The organism is Bythopirellula goksoeyrii, from assembly GCF_008065115.1.
In the GTDB taxonomy this organism is placed as follows: Bacteria; Planctomycetota; Planctomycetia; order Pirellulales; family Lacipirellulaceae; genus Bythopirellula; species Bythopirellula goksoeyrii.
Genome location: NZ_CP042913.1, coordinates 6,085,127 through 6,100,897, shown reverse-complemented (window position 1 = coordinate 6,100,897; position 15,771 = coordinate 6,085,127). Strand labels below are relative to the sequence as shown.

Annotated in this window: 14 protein-coding genes, 1 other RNA gene and 1 pseudogene; 3 read left to right on the top strand and 13 right to left on the bottom strand. The window is 51.6% G+C overall.

What is annotated here, in order from left to right:
* Nucleotides 1-290: 290 nt before the first annotated feature.
* From Pr1d_RS24105 to Pr1d_RS24095, 3 genes are all read left to right on the top strand, one after another.
* Nucleotides 291-1,361 carry a DUF3500 domain-containing protein gene (locus tag Pr1d_RS24105; RefSeq protein ID WP_168205461.1) on the top strand — a complete coding sequence of 357 codons (1,071 nt, stop codon included), beginning with the start codon at nt 291-293 and terminating at the stop codon, nt 1,359-1,361.
* A gap of 638 nt (nt 1,362-1,999) precedes the next feature.
* Nucleotides 2,000-2,358, top strand: a transfer-messenger RNA (tmRNA) gene (gene ssrA, locus Pr1d_RS24100).
* Nucleotides 2,359-2,487: 129 nt separating this feature from the next.
* The gene (locus tag Pr1d_RS24095; protein ID WP_148075915.1) at nt 2,488-2,697 is read left to right on the top strand and encodes a hypothetical protein; all 210 of its coding nucleotides are present in this window, start codon (nt 2,488-2,490) and stop codon (nt 2,695-2,697) included.
* Here Pr1d_RS24095 and Pr1d_RS26810 read toward each other — a convergent pair.
* The 13 genes and pseudogenes from Pr1d_RS26810 to Pr1d_RS24030 form a co-directional block, all read right to left on the bottom strand.
* A pseudogene (locus Pr1d_RS26810) lies at nt 2,674-3,219 on the bottom strand (tyrosine-type recombinase/integrase); the annotation flags it as partial. The gene Pr1d_RS24095 and the pseudogene Pr1d_RS26810 sit on opposite strands and share 24 nt — an antisense overlap.
* Nucleotides 3,220-3,688: 469 nt before the next feature.
* Nucleotides 3,689-3,904, bottom strand: a complete 216-nt coding sequence (locus Pr1d_RS24085) for a helix-turn-helix transcriptional regulator (RefSeq protein WP_148075914.1) — start codon at nt 3,902-3,904, stop codon at nt 3,689-3,691.
* Nucleotides 3,897-4,142: a hypothetical protein gene (locus Pr1d_RS24080; RefSeq protein WP_148075913.1), complete on the bottom strand. Its 246-nt coding sequence runs from the start codon at nt 4,140-4,142 to the stop codon at nt 3,897-3,899. The genes Pr1d_RS24085 and Pr1d_RS24080 overlap by 8 nt, the downstream gene beginning before the upstream one ends.
* A gap of 80 nt (nt 4,143-4,222) precedes the next feature.
* Nucleotides 4,223-4,672, bottom strand: a complete 450-nt coding sequence (locus Pr1d_RS24075) for a hypothetical protein (RefSeq protein WP_148075912.1) — start codon at nt 4,670-4,672, stop codon at nt 4,223-4,225.
* 252 nt (nt 4,673-4,924) lie between these two features.
* Nucleotides 4,925-7,252, bottom strand: coding sequence for a TraM recognition domain-containing protein (locus Pr1d_RS24070; protein WP_148075911.1), 2,328 nt, complete (start codon nt 7,250-7,252; stop codon nt 4,925-4,927).
* Nucleotides 7,253-7,261: 9 nt separating this feature from the next.
* Entirely contained in the window at nt 7,262-7,744 is a 483-nt protein-coding gene (locus Pr1d_RS24065; protein WP_168205460.1) for a hypothetical protein, read from the bottom strand.
* 220 nt (nt 7,745-7,964) lie between these two features.
* Nucleotides 7,965-8,600 carry a hypothetical protein gene (locus Pr1d_RS24060; RefSeq protein WP_148075909.1) on the bottom strand — a complete coding sequence of 212 codons (636 nt, stop codon included), beginning with the start codon at nt 8,598-8,600 and terminating at the stop codon, nt 7,965-7,967.
* Between the two features lie 879 nt (nt 8,601-9,479).
* A complete protein-coding gene (locus Pr1d_RS24055; RefSeq protein ID WP_148075908.1) occupies nt 9,480-9,980 on the bottom strand; it encodes a hypothetical protein in 501 nt (166 codons plus the stop codon).
* A complete protein-coding gene (locus Pr1d_RS24050) occupies nt 9,977-10,990 on the bottom strand; it encodes a phosphotransferase (protein WP_148075907.1) in 1,014 nt (337 codons plus the stop codon). The genes Pr1d_RS24055 and Pr1d_RS24050 overlap by 4 nt, the downstream gene beginning before the upstream one ends.
* On the bottom strand, nt 10,987-11,847 hold the full coding sequence (locus tag Pr1d_RS24045) for a protein phosphatase 2C domain-containing protein (protein ID WP_168205459.1): 861 nt from the start codon (nt 11,845-11,847) through the stop codon (nt 10,987-10,989). The genes Pr1d_RS24050 and Pr1d_RS24045 overlap by 4 nt, the downstream gene beginning before the upstream one ends.
* Entirely contained in the window at nt 11,847-12,740 is an 894-nt protein-coding gene (locus Pr1d_RS24040) for a VWA domain-containing protein (RefSeq protein ID WP_148075905.1), read from the bottom strand. Before Pr1d_RS24040 ends, Pr1d_RS24045 begins: the two co-directional genes overlap by 1 nt.
* Before the next feature lie 628 nt (nt 12,741-13,368).
* Complete coding sequence (locus Pr1d_RS24035) at nt 13,369-13,944, bottom strand: hypothetical protein (protein ID WP_210417823.1); 576 nt, start codon at nt 13,942-13,944, stop codon at nt 13,369-13,371.
* A 722-nt stretch (nt 13,945-14,666) separates the two neighbouring features.
* Nucleotides 14,667-15,566 (bottom strand): FCD domain-containing protein, encoded by a 900-nt coding sequence (locus Pr1d_RS24030; protein WP_148075904.1) that lies wholly within the window; start codon nt 15,564-15,566, stop codon nt 14,667-14,669.
* Between the last annotated feature and the right edge of the window lie 205 nt (nt 15,567-15,771).

The following is a 15,771-nucleotide window of genomic DNA, read 5'->3' as shown; positions in this document are numbered from 1 at the left end:
TGCAGCGGAGTACGATAGAGAGCCCATGCGAAGAATATTGCTTTACAAAACTCCCCCGGAAAGAAGACGTCGACAGCTTCGTAAATCTTGTCCCACCAACGAGTTGAAGCGATTCGAACCGGCGGCGAAGGAGGTAATTAAATAATAAAAAAACGAACGCGCACAAATTTTCAAAAAGGCGAAGCATCCCTGGCCCAACCTCCGCGCGCATGATCCGCCTCACCATCCAGCATCCACCAACCACCATTCCCCCCCATCCTTTCTCAACTCATTCTGTCTGGAGTCCTGCCTTGAAAACCCTCATCATGATCAGTTGTGTTTTTCTAGCGACCTGCTTTGTTGCCATCGTTGCTGATGCCCATGAGGCCCATGAGCCCGTGGTTGTGGTCGATAGCGATGCCATGCGCCAGGCCGTATTGGCGTGGCGCTCTACCTTAGGGCCCGAGTTGACCAGGCAAGCGAGCTTTGAGTTTGCGGGACCCGTGCGGACCGATTGGCATTTTGTTCCCAAGGATCGGCTAGGAGTGAATTGGCACGACATGAATCTGGAGCAGCGGCGGGCGGCACACAACTTGTTGCGAATCGCGCTCAGTAGCCAGGGTTATTTCAAAGCACTCGCGATCATGTCTTTGGACGAAGATTTGCGTCGGTTGGAAGCCAGTCGTCCCAATGCTCAAAATGTTCGCGATCCCGAGCGCTATTGGTTCGCTTTGTTTGGTGATCCGAGTTCCGACGAGCCGTGGGGCTGGCGCATTGAAGGGCACCATTTGTCGCTCAACTTTTCCTCGGTCACGGGGCAAGTCGTCTCGGTCACTCCCGCCTTCTTTGGCACGAACCCGGCAGAGCTGCGCGACGGACCCCGCGCGGGGCTGCGTGTGCTGGGCACCGAAGAAGATTTGGCCCGTGACCTGATCACCAGTTGTACCCCTGCACAACTCAAGACGGCGATGATCGCCGAAACGGCTCCAGGGGATGTGATTGCGCTGCCCGGCGTTGAAATTAACTTCGGCGAGCCCGAAGGACTCAGCGCCGAGGAAATGACCGACGCCCAGCAAGCGCTGCTGCGAAACCTTCTCGATGAAATTATCGGCAACTTCAACGCAGAATTAAGAGAGCGTGCGCTGGATGAACTGGAGGACGCCGGTTTCGACAAGTTGCACTTCGCCTGGGCGGGAAGCGTGGAAGTGGGAAAGGGCCATTATTTTCGCATTCACGGTCCGACCCTAGTCATTGAATATGACAACACCCAGAACAACGCCAATCACGCTCACTTGGTGTGGCATTCCCCGGACAACAATTTCGGCGCCGACTATCTGCAGCGGCACTACGCCGAAAGCCCGCACCATCAGTCCGCCAAGTGATGGTAATATCCCCCACCTCGCTCAAATATTTGGCCACTGATTTCCACGGATGAAACACGGATGAGAAAACCCCCGGCCCCATCCGTGCATTTCCGTGACCATCCGTGGCTAATACTTCTCTTCAACATGCCGCCAGTATTATTCAACAGAGTGCGCACGGCCTGTTCGCGGGCTACAAACCCCGTCCCCTCTCTCTTCTCGCAACTCACTACTCGCAACTTCTCCCCATTTTCTTGTAGTAATTGTGCCACCCCATTTGCTAAGGTGGGATTCAACACAACTGTTTCAGAGGAAAGTTAAGCTCAGAGAACCCAGAGGCGCGGAGAGTCGCAGAGAATAGGCAGGCACTCCATCCTCTGCGCCTCAGCGCACTCTGCGTTTCACACCATTATTCGCCGAATGTGAAAGACACAAGAGTTGCAAGTAATGGCCACAAGAAACACAAAGAATCACAAAAGGGGATAAAGTCTTGGCGATAGGTTTTCGTGCCTTCTCGTGCTTTTCGTGGCTATCTTCAATTCATCTTTCCTTTCCCACCTCCCACTCACCACTGACAACTGACCACTTCTCCCCCAATTCCCCTCACTTTCCTCCCAGCGTCTGCCGACGTATAATAGGTTCTTGCGTCTTTACCGCACGGGGGCGAACTGGGTTCGACCGGGTAGATGAAGCGTAAGTCGCGTGTCGTGGTTGATCAGTGGGCCACGTAAAAAGCTGATCACAATGTCAATTGCCAATGGCAATTACGCTTTGGCTGCCTAAATAAAGGCGCCCGGACTAAGGGCTGAAGTCGGATTGGCCCGGACGTCCGTCACCAAATCCGAACCGCTGCGAGTCACTGCCGGGTACGTTCGCAGTTAAAAAAGTTCTTGGCTAGCAAGCAGGTAACCTGGTCGACTGGGTGACCCGCAAGTGAAATTAAATCAGTCGGCTACACACGTAGAAGCTTGCGTGGAGCTATGTCGGGACGCGGGTTCAATTCCCGCCGCCTCCACTTTTGACAACTGTTGTCAGACGACGAATTTTGATGATAACCCCTGTCAGCGGCAGGGGTTTCGTCGTTTAGTGGCGAACACTTCCCATTGCCACCAGTTGCCACATTTTGACAGGCAGAGTCCACTGGCGCGTGGCCAGAACGTGGACACTTTTCTGTCGACCCATTTTGCGGGTCGCCAGAGTCCCCGGCTTCCGACTGCTCGACCGTGACCCCTTTGAGTTTCTTCAGTGCCTCTGCCTGATCGCCCAGGCCGATGTGGGTGTACTTCATCGTCATCCGAACATCACTGTGCCGGGCCAGCTCGCGGGCCTCAACCAACGAGACCCCGTTGCGAAGTAACTCGGTGATGTAGGTATGACGACCAGCAGCATGAAAGTCAGCAACTCCTTCAGCCGTGTTGTAGGGAATCCCTACCCTCTCCAGGTCGAGCTTGACCATCTTCCAGGTACGGCGTTTAGCCAAGTGCGGGAACAGTGGATCGTTCTCGTCATATTCCTGGAGCCATTCGCGAAGCATATTGACTAGGTCGGGATGTAATGGGAGTACGTCTTCGCGTCGATGCTTCGAGCAGGCAGCTTCGACTTTAAGTGTTGGCTGATCGGTATCGAGATTGAAGTTTTCACGGCTCAGACTTGCCAATTCTTGCCGACGAAGTCCGGTGAAGTACGCGAGAAGGTAAATTCGTGCTCGGGTTTCCCCGTCGTAGCATTGAATCTCAATGCCACTTTGGCGGGCAGACTCTACCAGCAAAGCTATCTCATCGGCGGTGAGCGCTCGCCGCTTCTTGCGTACGTCCACTTCTGCATTTAGACGTTCCAGTCCTAAAAGTGGATTGCTCCCAATCCGCTTCGTGAGTAGCATCCAATTGCAAAAGCTGTCGATGGCCTGCACGTAGTGATTGTACGTCTTTCGACCAAGATTCTTGCTCTTGCAGTAGTCTCGCAAAAAAACTACTACCGCATCCGGTTCAAGGTCCGCGACAGTCTCAAACTTACATCCATCGACCACGCAGCGTATCCGCGAAATGGTCAGTTTCACGTGCTTAGGCGTATTGTCACTGAGACTCTTCTCGAAGTCCTGGATATGCTTCTCAAGACTGCTCGCCTGAACTTGAAGCCTACGCTCTTTCTCCGGGTCAATCAGACCGCGTTTGCGGAGCATGACATCATGCTCCACCTTGGCAGCCATCTGCTCGGTTGCCCGTCGGTCAGTGAATCCTTTTACAGTCCGCCTCTTTCCAAGATGGTCCGTGTAATTTACGTACCAAGAGGCATTCTTCTTTCCCTTGTCGCGTTTCTTCTTATAAATGCTAGCCATTGAAAAACCTTTCTTACTTGGTGACTACCGGACATCCATTATTGATCCATTCTTGCACCTCGTCGATCCTCCAGCGGACACTACCGCCGATTCTCAAGGGCTGCACCAGCTGGCCCGTGCTCAGCAATCGCCAGACAGTTCGTGTGGAGACGTCGAGCATTTCTGCAAGCTCTTCAGCAGCAATGAGTTGGACACTCTGCTTGGGTGGGACTAAGTTCTCCTTATTCATGGGTCCTTCCTTTTTCCGAGTGTTGTTGCTCACAAATCCAGGTGTGCGCCAAATCTGATGCCTTCGACACGAGCAGCAGATCATCGCGGCCAAAGTGGGAAGACTCGACCCAACGGTCGCCGTTCTTATAGATACGACTGACGGTGATGTTGAATCGCTCTCCGTTCTTCGTCTGATTGTGCCAAATGGATGCTTTGATCATTCCAAAGCGGACTTCGTGAACTGGCGGTTTGGGCATTGCAATCTCCCTTTTCAAATAATCAATGTGATGAAAAGTGTTCCGGGCCTCGGATGAGGCCCGGAACGGGGTGTGGTTACCTAACTGATTAGTGCATCGGTGAAATGTTCATCGCTGAACAGGTCATCTTCGACAGGACGAAAACCAACAACGGTCACGAACTGTGCATCTCCTTCCGGTGAGACGAATACATCACCAGTGGAGCCGGGTGAGGCATCTGGCCGAAGCCAAATGACCCGCTTGGCCCTCTCATCACTATCCTCATTCACATTCAGGCAACCAAAGACGTCGTCCATGTCTTTGGCCACGACAAATGCGGCAAGGTTGAAGTCCTCAGCGAACCTCAAGTGATGGGTAATGCATCGCAATCCTTTCGGAGCCCTCATTTTTTCCGTGAATGCACGAAAGAAGGCTTCCTGGTTAGGTTGCCAAACCTTGTACATTCCAAATGACGATTCACTACAATCATGCTCAGGTAACACGATTTTATTGACGTCGATGTCGCGACGTGTTAGCGTTTTTTGTTCCATAACACTAACTCCTATGCTTCGTAGCCTTTCAGGGGAACGGGCTACGAAAGGTTGTAAACAGAATCCGCCAGCATGGCGGATTCTGCTTCCCCCTCGTTCAAGACCACAGTGGCCCTCAGCGAAAGGTCGCTTCATCAAAATCAAAAAAACCTTTGAGTCGAAGTCGCTACAAGCAACTGACTCGGTGTCGCACTCATCTCTGCGACGGGAGCGGTAGTCATGTTCTCCAGGGGTGGGGATGGATGCGGGAACTTATCTGGGTGGATTTAAGGGGGTCGTCTTTCGCTTCCGCGATGACGTGGGATTAGGCCTGTCGCGTCCTACCAGGTCTTTGTTGGTCGGTCCTTTCGACGGACGATGTTCACCGTTTACCAGCATGCCTGGCACGGCATCAGGCCACGGACGCGTCATGCGGTCGTTGTATTCTTGCTCGGTGGCCGTGTGGTAGCCCGACTGCGCGATGAAGAGCTGACTGCCGTAAGCGGCGTATCCGCCATCGTCGGAGATTCTTAAAAAGTATTGGTCATGAGAAGCATTCACCCGGTCAATCAGACCTGTCGAGACGCGGTCGAGAACATGTTCGCTAGTAGTGCGACTCGTTTGCGGTCCGTTCTGGGATGATGAAACAGTTGTCGAATAGAGGTGCTCGATGTACTGGCCACCGAAGTTGCGAACCTGGTCTACGCCAATATTGTCGGTTGCCTTAATCCACGCCTGGAAGGCTGTATTCCCTGCTATGGTGTCCGGCATGTTTTGGTCAACAGCCCGTAGGTCCGCAGAACTCTGGTTGGTAAGAATGACACCGACACCTCTAGACCGGGCCTGCTGGAGGATTATGTCAAGTGAGCGAGAAACCATGCGTTGGAACTCGTCGATCAGGACCACGACTCTCACAGGGCGATGCTGCGTATGCGTGGCAGTCGCAAGCAGCGATGAAAGAATCACCCGACCGACTTCAGGATTTCCCACGGGGTCAGTAATCGATGGCAGGCCGCAATACAGAACGCTTGGAGTTTGGAATAGCTGTACGAGGTTAATGGCTCTATCGAGAATTTTTTGAGAGTAACCTGACCGAGCATTGAGAGCATCGAGCATGCCGAGGCGATTGAGAATCAATCGTGGATGCTCACCATCCTGCTTGACTTGACGAGAAAGCTCCCAAGGCTTGGCGTATTCCAACTCTTCGCCAAGCCGCTGAGCCGCCTCATGAAAGCTCTTGAGATTTTGGTATTTGGAAGTCAAATGCTGTTTCACCGTCCAAGCCGCATCGCGATACCAGGACTCCCCGTAGACCTGTGCTCCATTGAGGCCAAAGAAACCGAGCATGATACTAGCTTTCTCTTCGGGAGAACGTGCCGACCAAAACTTCTGCGAGTAGATGTCCAACAAGTAGCTGGCTTTGCCGCAAACGGACGTGAACGGATAGATGGGAACGTTTCGACCCTGTTGCTGACGCACTCTCTGAGCGGCGGCGTGTGCTGAATACATCAACTCGAAGCTAGAAGCTTTTAAATCGAGCACGACGACCGAATAACCAAGCTCAATGAGTTGCTCTTGCGTCTGCATCAAGGAGAGTGTCTTGCCTGAGCCTGGCGAGCCTTGAATCCACCCACCTCGCATCAGGCGTTCTGCCGGATAGAGAATTGGCGAGCCGTCTCCATGTACGCGGCCGAGAAAGATACTGTTGCGGACAACGCTGTTCTTGGAGGTTTGCAAATCGCGAATGAACGGCGTCCAATTCTTGGGATCGAATTGGTGCTCGATAATCCCATGTGCTTTGCCGAGACTTGCTCCGGCCGATAAGAACATCGACAGCAAGGGAAGTGCGAAGGGAATGGTAACGAGAGCAAGCGGCCAAAAGATAACCGGGTTGCCAAGTAGCCTTATCCAAGACAGAGCTTGAGGGGTTACTAACACTCCGGCCCAAAGCACGGCTAGCGAAAGAGACGCTGCGACTCGGTTCTGTGCTTCGCCCATTGAGCATTTGAACACCCCTGCTGCTTGGCTGTTAAACGGGTCGTAGGTAATCCAGCTTCGTAACGCTGCGGCAAACGCCGGGAGCGTTGGTTTGGATTTCACACCGGCAGGTAGTTTGCCAGATTGAAGAAACTCTTTGATATCAGTTCTGGGTAGCATTCCGCAGGCAGCTCGCTGATTCCAATGCAAGCGAAATTTTCTAGCAACGTGCAGTGTGTAGGCAACGGTGCCGAAAAACATGAGCGTTACGAAGCCTCCAAACCCGTTGAAGGAGAGGAAGCATGAAAAATGGGCAATCAAGTAGGCCGTAAAAAGTTTGCCCGCTACTTTGGTGCCCACGCGTTTGTAGGTGCGGTGGACGTAGCTAATTAGTAGACACAAAGAAACGAGGCCAACAAGGTAAGCGTCGTAGAGTAGAGAGAGTGGTGCGACGAATCCAAACAATGAAACGAGTGCTAAGCGGAATAGAAAACTGCGAAGTGTAAAAGGAGCACCCGGCTTGGTTGTGATGGGAAACTGGAAGTCCAGCGGTTCCTTTGGCAACTTCTCCGGTTGAGTTGGATTGTCGTTGGCGGGGGTGCGGTAGAGGTCTAGTTTGCTCATCGTATCTCCTTAGAGAAACATGGTCAGGCTGGTGTCATGAGACGTTTCCAGCGGGGCGGGAAAAGCGAGATGCTCAGCAGCATCCCAGAGAGATTCTTCTTGTTGAGGCGTGGCTGTGACGACGTGCAAGATGAAGCGGCCGCTATCGAGCAGCTCATTGATGCAGTCATGCTGGCGATAACTATGGAATTGCTCAGCAACTCTATTAATGACTGCGAATCCACCAACGCGATATTCGACGCGTATAGTGGCAAGGCGGTCTACGCCTGTTGAGCTGTCGAGATAGTAGGCCCATTGCTGCAATTCGTTGGTCTGGGGAAAGCCTGGAAAGTATGCCTCTAGTTCAGAAGGCAGCAGCCTTTTAGGGGTCTCTTTTTTGAGCGTGGTGAGCGATAAGCAACCCAGATGGTACGGCAGTATTTGCGGACCGAGTCTTCGGGAGTACTTTTTCGGGTACTGCCAACGTGCAATCGCTGCTTGGCCAAGTCGCAAATAGGTTCTACTCGAATGCAATGGCCATCGTTTCAGTAAGCCCCGTCGAATAGCTCGGAGAATGAGTTTCTGGACAGTCGCCGGGTTCATGCCCGGAAACAGTATCCGGAGCATGGAAGAATTTGTACCGACATGATTCCGGAGGAGGAATCGAATCATCTTGTTGGTGCGTTCGTGAGCCAAATCTGGCTCTGGAAGGTGGGTATTGGTAATCATTGGGCTAATAAATTGCTATGGGGACATTGTGTTCTTGTGCGTGACACATCAGGTCTTTTACCCTATCTGGTCTATATGCTCCGGCGTAGTCGACCATTAGTAAAACTTGGTGGTTGCGGCAGAGCATGGCGTCCTCGACTTTGACGCAGTGTCCGCGGTGATGGGCGTATTCCGATTCATTGAGCCAACACCTGGCGGTGAGTTTTGGCCATCGTTGTCTGTAAGCAAGGTAGACATCCGATAGGCCTAAATCATGTGTGGCCTGGATATCTCGGGGGGGCTTTATTGGGGGTCTGCCCAGGAGCCCGCGTCCTAAATCGGTTGCGAAGTACACGCGATTGACCACAACGGGTATAGACTTCCATCTTTGACGGGCTTGGTAACTGACCCGGCCAGCAGTATGCGGAATCTCTTGCTCAGGCTTGAACACGCACAGTGGCCCGTGGATGGGTGGCGGAGTGGCGGCCAACACACTGCGACTCCTGAGAAGCCCTTTGCGTTCGAGCTTTTCAAGTCGCCTTTTGGCGGCGATACTCGAAACCTGCCAATACCTTTTGGCAAATGACGACGTAAATTGCGTCACGCAGGTGACCGATACGTTCATCAGGTCGAGGTCATTGCTGGTCAGCTCACTGCTCATTCTCAAACTCCAATCATGGCCTAGGCTGTGTTTTGATTCTGTAGTCCAAATCGATTAGTTTTGTCGTCGCCTACGTCTCCTTGCGACGTACTCTTCCACGACACGAAGAACGTAATAGACAGGCATGCATGTCAATAACATCACGAGTAAGACGGTGCCGATAAGAACCCAGATGTTTTCGAATGGCCAAGCACGTGGCAACACCATTGCCTGTATCGAAGCGTGTATGACAAAGAGCCATGTTTCAAATGTGGGAGAAGTTTCACTATTTTCCATTTTGTTCCACGCAACTTTGCAAATACTCAGTTCTTTAACAGGGGCCAATGGCAGCGGCGAAGTCGGGACCGTGTTTAGAGTTGACTTGGTCGCTGAGTTACTTCGCTTCCGCTTCTTCGTTGTTTGTTTTGCAGTAGGTGTGTCCCGGCGTTTAGTTTCAAGAGTGCTAGACGTAGTTGCAGTTCCTTCACGACGAGTCACTGGCTCGACGGGGCATGCATTGAGTGGGTCTTGATTCATTGAGTTACTTACTGAGGCCGTTTGGCGGCTTGATGAGGTACGGGAAGAGTCTGATTTTGTGGTCATTTGAAACTCCATTCATGGCCGAGACCTGCCAGTAAGAATGGGCAAAGGGCTTGCTGAATTGCGTCTGGTGTTGGCGAAGTTCACTTCCCACGTTCAGCCCCCTTTCGCCCAGCCGTCCAATCTCGTGTCACCTGCACGCAAACTCTCCAGCAGACGATGAAGGCACAGTGAATCAACAGACCAGCGAAAAGGCCTTTCTCCAAAACAGCGTTCGTTGTGGCGGTGAGCACGAAGCAATTTAAAAAGAAGGTGACTATCGGGTTGTTGAAGATGTCACGTTGTTTGACGCTGTCGTTTCTATTTCGCATGACGTGAGACCTTTCGCCTTTTGAAGAATTCTTCGATGGTATGAATCAAGAACCAGGCAGGGACGGCTATCACAAAAAACGCGAGCCAAATGATGGCAGGAATAATCCAGAAGGCATCGTGTAGCCAAGCAAGTAACGCCAGCACCACTATGCAAAAGAGATTCGATAGAAGCGTGTCGAGTTCTTTATCATCACGAAACTTCTTCCACACGGCTTTGCGGATACTCAGTTCTTCAACTGGGGCCAATGGCAGCGGTGAAGGCGTGGCCGTGTTTAGAGTTGCCTTGGTTGCTGAGGTTTTTCTTCGTCGTATGCGAGCTGCAGCGGCAGAGCTATTTCGCTTCCGCTTATCTCGTTTCTTCTTCGTTGGATATTTTGCAGCAGTAGGTGTGTCCCGATGTTTTGTTTGAGAGCTGCTAGAGGTAGTTGCAGTTCGCTCACGACGCGTCACTGGCTCGACCGGGCATGCATTGAGTGGGTCTTGATTCATTTGGCTTTTCTTTCACGAAGCACCACGGGCTTTGAACTCTCTGGCACCTTGACGGTGAACGGAGCGAGTTGGATTTTGCAATCGGGCATCTGGCATTGAGCTTTGACTGCCAATTCACGACTGCACGGTCGGTGTTTTTCAGGAAGCTCAAATACATCGGGGCGTAACAGGTGGGTGAGACTCAATTCGCGACAGTTTTTTTGGAGCTTCTGCTGTGTAAGCCCTGGCTCTTCCCAAAATTTTGGAGAAGCATCAATTGGGTCACCCAACTGAAAACCAAGTAGCTCTATCAGCAACATGTCGCGGGCATATCGGTCGGAGAATGGAAACGCCTCACCCGCTGTGCTCTCTTCCAATTCGGGCGGCATGTAACCGATGGTTCCTTTGACGCCCCCTGCTTCGAAACTGAGACGAGGAAACTTCAAAGTGTCGGAAGTGGTGTAGATAAATGCATCAAAGTCGATGAGGTAGGCCTCACCAGTTGCAAGGTCTATCATGAAGTTGCCATCGGAGACGTCGCCGTGGATAAAGCCGTGCCTGCCAATGGACTCAAGAATTGCTAGGTGTGAAATCAATTGTTTTGCTGCCGCTATCCGTTTCTTCATCAATGGCAGTTTTTGCTCGTTGTCACAGCGACGTTTTATTGCACGCCAACTCTCACCCCGCACAGCGGCGTGCAGCGTAGCGACGAAATCAATGCTGACTCCATCCGGCCGCCCTTGCTGAAACGTACTCAGCCATGAGTAGGGTGCCGCTTTGAAAACTGGTGTCTTTTCATCGAGTCTCTGACCAATGAGCCACTGCGTGCGTTGCAGACGTTCTGGCGTTAAAACGCGTAAAGAAAACCGCACGAAGGCGACAAGCTGTTCATCGGAGTCATAGAGCGGATAGACAAACGCTTCGCTGCCCAGCATAGGTCTTTCACCGAAGCGAAACTCTCTATCGCCGAGCGTCCATGTCTTGTTTGCCAAGACTCTTGCTTCGCCTGGAGTGATGACGGGATAGCTCATTGCTGGTGCCTCCGTGCTGCAGTAAGTAAAGTAACGTTGTCATCAATGAGGTGTGGGTAGACGCTGAGATAGTTATCCAGCGTGCTAGACGCCAGGTTCTCTTCCTTGGCAGCATTCGTTGGAACAATCAGACCTTCCATCGATACGGCTGGGGTCACGCCGTCAGTAAACAGAGCGAGACTTTCCCAGTGTTGGACTTCAATGCGGAAGTCGCGGCGAAGACAAACACCGCTAGGACTCAGGCAATTCACGGGACCGTCTGAAGACGGCAAATAACTTAGTGAAGGCCCATCGATATTGAGGATGTAACCACCATCGCCAATACCCTCGATAGTCAGCCCACGGTCATCTTCCCATGCAACCATTAGTGTGGTTTGAGCGAATCGCCCATCTCGAAGCACCCGCTTCCAGTTTCCCTTACTGAGCATTTCTGGGCGGAGGTGGTCGGCATACTCGCCTACTTTAGTCCCCAGCTTGGAAAAGTATTTCAGGCATTGTTCGATTGGCTGAGCATTCGGTTCTTTCTCTTGTTGGTAGCTTTGCAACAGCACGGTTAGAGCCGCATAGCAGGCGAGTTGGCTACCGTGTTCCGATTGAATAGAAGTTCTTACACCATCGGAAATCGCAGCAGCCCAACGCACTGGCGAGGGCTGCTGCGGTATCCAAATCAAGGACGCATCTTGATTGTTCCTCCTTCCACCTGCTTCACTTGCAGTCGAAATACCAAACTCGTTGCACTCAATATGTCCGTGAGACTCGTAGAGAGAGCCAGCACGTGCAAGTCTCTCACCAAATTGCAGTGCGTAGTGCTTGAGCAATCGACTGAGACGGTCAGCAGGTTTCGGAGGAGCAATCACTATTGGTTTGCCCCCTTTTCTTGGTTCTTAGTCGCTTGATAAAGCGTGGTCGCAGACGTCGCTGCAGAACTTCCCAAGGTCGCGAGAACGTCGGCTAGTTCCCCAGCATTCTGGATATCGAAATACAGAGGCTTTCCGCGTTCGTCTTTGCTGGCGATATCCGTCATCAACTCGACATGAGGTTCACCACCGCCATACTCAATGCCGACCGTGGCAATGATGGGAGAGACGCCTATTGAGAGGGGCATCTCTTTGATGCGAGCGGCAACCGGTCTGGGATTTCCATCGCCGTTGTAGCCATCGCTTATCAACACCACTAATGGTGGTGGGACACGCTCCGGGTCCTCGTTGTGAGCAAGAACATCTTGGTCATAAGTGACGAGAAGGTCTTCGACAAATCCCATGGCCAGTTTAATCTTCGTACCACCTGAGTTTCCTTGAAAAACGAAGGTGTCTTCATCGACTTCATCCACGGGCACTAAAAGATTCTCTTGAACGGCAAAGACCTTGTCACCGTATTTGAAGATAGCGACATCGAAGACTGAAACACCGTTGCCTTTGAGCACCATCTGGTAGAGGGTTTCTACCATTGCCTCTAAAGCAGCCAAGCATTTTTCAAACCGCTTCATCGAAGCAGAATCGTCTACTGCGAAGATGACCAGTTGCTTGCGGCCCTCTGCGGCTGAGCGGTGCCCGACGCATTTTCTTCTTGGGCCTTTCGGCAATGGTTTGGGGCGTCGACCTTTGAGAACTAACGGTTGACCACCTCCACCGTAATCGAGTTCCGGTTCGTCGTAGTTTGGGTTTCTGGATATGTGAGAACTACCAGCTTTGGTGACTAATTGCTGACTGCTTCCCGAGACAACAAGTTGTCGATTGTTGGTTTGGGTCATCGCTATTTCTCCTGATTAAATTAAGGGATGGTAATTTGCCTAGACCGTAGGCCTAGACAGGCACACGCGGGGTGCAAAAGAGAGGAAAGAATTCCTCAAAGAGGCTGGCACTCAAAGAGATTGCGAGTAAGATGCAGGTTCCACACTGGTTGATCGCTTTCTCAGAAAGTGCCGGCCTCTAATAAGGCTCTGGCTGCTCTTTAGAACAGTCAGGGTCTTATTTTTTGCCCACACTGGTTAGCTCATTTCCTCCTTGTGGGTTAGTGATGTACGCGAGTTTGTTTTTGTGTTGGCCATTGAACTCTTTTCCTCCGATACATTTTTTCTGGCGGGGCTTTGAAGGAATGCATAGCTCTGTCCCATCGCTTCAAATCTTCCATGAGCTTTTTCTTGTTTGACTTCAGTAACTTTTCTATTGCTTTTAGATTCTGTATCATTGCAATTAGAAGAGTTACTCCCTCTGGCATCTTCGAACGGCTCACATAGGGAGCCACCGAGTGCTTTATTTTCAGCTCATACGGCATTTCTCTAGTCGCTTCCGTAGAAGCTTTGGTTTTGCCGGGCTTTGACATCGAGCCCATAGTTCTGTGCATCACATTCATCGTGGACCCCTTGGGTGCTAGGGTTATTAGCTACGTTGATAAAACCCGTAGACGCAACGCGTCCCGCCACGGCTACAGTCCTTGGTGTCATAAAGCGTGCCGTCAATTACAGCTGCAAGGTGCCCTGATAGCCGAACAACTAGGCGGCCCGTGGGGAGTTCGTCAGGATGCAAGTGAAAACGGCAGCCGGTGCCGATACCCATCGTCGGAGTCCAGGTAAATCCCAGGTCAAGCAGGTAGGGGTCATAGACGCGTTTGTTGGTCCCGTTTCGCGGAGTGGAAGATTTCATTCTTCTAGCTGCACGGCAGCGACTCGTTCGTCGGAAATGCTCGTTTCTTCGACGCAACTCAGCATAAACCAGTAGATAAGAAAGCCCGGCAGCAATTGCAATTGCCCTGATGACGTAATCCCCAGCTTTCCCGCGATACCCTGCATCGCTTCTACCACCGTCATGCTTTACGAAAGGCATTGGCGACGGGCTTGGCCACGTAGCTGAAGTAGTTTTCCTGGCGGTGGCCGCACCACCAAGGACGATGACTTTCGATGGTTGCTGGTCGGCCGCATCGGCGGAACTGGAGATGGCTTCGTGAGAATTTGTCATTTAATGCACTCCGTACTATGAGGTCAGGCACAAAAAAAGCCCCACCAATTTGTCCGTTCAGACAAATCAACAGGGCTATGTAAATTCTAATTCTGCGTAAGCGTTAGGCGATGTCGCGTCCTGCTACCGATGCTGGTTCTACAATCCTTTGCTGAGGTCGTTGTTCACCTCGATGACAAACACGACCGCTGAATCACTCTTGTTCGCGTCACGCAGGGTTTTAGCAAGCCCTGCAAGGTGTTTCGCAATAGGCCGGTTGACGTGGCCTTCTGCTATGCCCGAAGGCATAGTTGTGAGCATATAGTCTGGCGAACAGCAATCAACGTAAATCCTTATAGAACAAATGCTTACACGCATCGTTGCGACAATGCGATATTGCATCGACGCAATACGTAGTTTGGTACTTTATCGCGTAATGTGGTAGTAGAATCTCTTCATCACGCTCTATCTCAGCACACATATGGGTGAGTCTGATACGACGTTTTACCGGCATTCTGCCGACAACCGAGCGTACGTCTTAGCGGGTCGAAATAGTAGGCTTTAGCACCCTACTGTGGAGGCCAGGTTCAAGCCTTGGGAAAGTTGACGTTTCCCATTGCTTGGCGTGCGAGACGGGGGCATCTGTTCTGTTTGCCAGAGCGATGTCCTCATCGCTACCGGTTGCAAACAGGTGCCTTTTTTTTGTTCTAGTGAAGGTTCTTTTTCCGACTTGCCCCTCTTCTTCACACGCAAAATCCAAAATCTGTATTTGAAGAATCGAAGTGCGCTTTCACCGCCTTTTCGATTCCACTGCGAGAACCAGCTATGACTGCTTCGATGATAGCCTCATGCTGCTCGTGTGACCTCGGTATCCGCTCGATGATAGTGGCACGATTAGAACCAGTGAGACGAATACGCTCCAACAAGATGCTTAGGATGCCGGCATTGACGTTCATGCCCACGCCTACCGAAGCTGCAATGTGGAAATCTCTATCGTGAAGCCAGAAGTCTTCGGCGTACTGGCCGATTCTCGGCGCGTAATAAAGCGGTTGTACCAAGTTCCTTCTTCGGTCTTCCGGTGTGCCGCCGTGCAAGTAAGATGACACTGCGGTAGCCACTTTCCCGATTGCTTCGTGATGCTTCTGCATCTCATCAATGACTTTTGTCTTCTCCTTGTCTCCTGAATTGAGCAACATTAGCAAAGCGTCAAGTTCTAGCTTGCCCCGCATTTCGTTAATGGACTCAAACTCCCTTGCTCCAGTCAAAGCAGGTTCCATGTCGAACTTTATCTCTAATCGTTTTTTAGCCTCTTTGAGTGTCTTCGGTCCTTGAATAGGAGGGGCCACCAGGCCAAGCGTTCCGCTATGTCTATAGAGAGCGTCTCTGACGTCCCACTCGTCCGCACCAAAAAGGTCTGCGATGAACTCCTTGGAAAGCGGGGAGCCGTTCTTAACGTGCCAGTTGAATGGGCAATTCTCGTCGTTAATAACAAATGCCAATGTCAGCACGTAGTCAAGAGTCGTAGGAGGTTTTGCCTCGTTTTGGTCACGAGCGATGATATCCGCCATCATATCTTTGTACTCGTCTCGATACGCATTGATTGCGTCTGCTTCTTCTCCCTTAGGCTTCTTTCGATTTCCCATGGCTTACTCGTCACTTCGTTGGCTTGGATAGAAAGCAATTTGGTCGCGAACAACTGTGACTCCAGTAGCGTGAGTAGCTGGTTTGCGACTGTCGAATTCTAAGCGAAAAAGAGCTTGGGAAATAGCTCAAAGCTGCTCGGTCAAGAAGCAAGTGCAAAGCGAAAGTGGAACACTCGCCAGGCAATGGTAACTTTGTCTGTAGATA

Coding starts and splice junctions, on each gene's coding strand:
- Pr1d_RS24050 (WP_148075907.1), bottom strand. CDS start 10,990: ATGAGCTATCCCGTCATCACTCCAGGCGAAGCAAGAGTCTTGGCAAAC.
- Pr1d_RS24040 (WP_148075905.1), bottom strand. CDS start 12,740: ATGACCCAAACCAACAATCGACAACTTGTTGTCTCGGGAAGCAGTCAG.
- Pr1d_RS24060 (WP_148075909.1), bottom strand. CDS start 8,600: ATGAGCAGTGAGCTGACCAGCAATGACCTCGACCTGATGAACGTATCG.
- Pr1d_RS24035 (WP_210417823.1), bottom strand. CDS start 13,944: ATGACAAATTCTCACGAAGCCATCTCCAGTTCCGCCGATGCGGCCGAC.
- Pr1d_RS24080 (WP_148075913.1), bottom strand. CDS start 4,142: ATGCCCAAACCGCCAGTTCACGAAGTCCGCTTTGGAATGATCAAAGCA.
- Pr1d_RS24070 (WP_148075911.1), bottom strand. CDS start 7,252: ATGAGCAAACTAGACCTCTACCGCACCCCCGCCAACGACAATCCAACT.
- Pr1d_RS24055 (WP_148075908.1), bottom strand. CDS start 9,980: ATGAATCAAGACCCACTCAATGCATGCCCGGTCGAGCCAGTGACGCGT.
- Pr1d_RS24030 (WP_148075904.1), bottom strand. CDS start 15,566: ATGGGAAATCGAAAGAAGCCTAAGGGAGAAGAAGCAGACGCAATCAAT.
- Pr1d_RS24075 (WP_148075912.1), bottom strand. CDS start 4,672: ATGGAACAAAAAACGCTAACACGTCGCGACATCGACGTCAATAAAATC.
- Pr1d_RS24085 (WP_148075914.1), bottom strand. CDS start 3,904: ATGAATAAGGAGAACTTAGTCCCACCCAAGCAGAGTGTCCAACTCATT.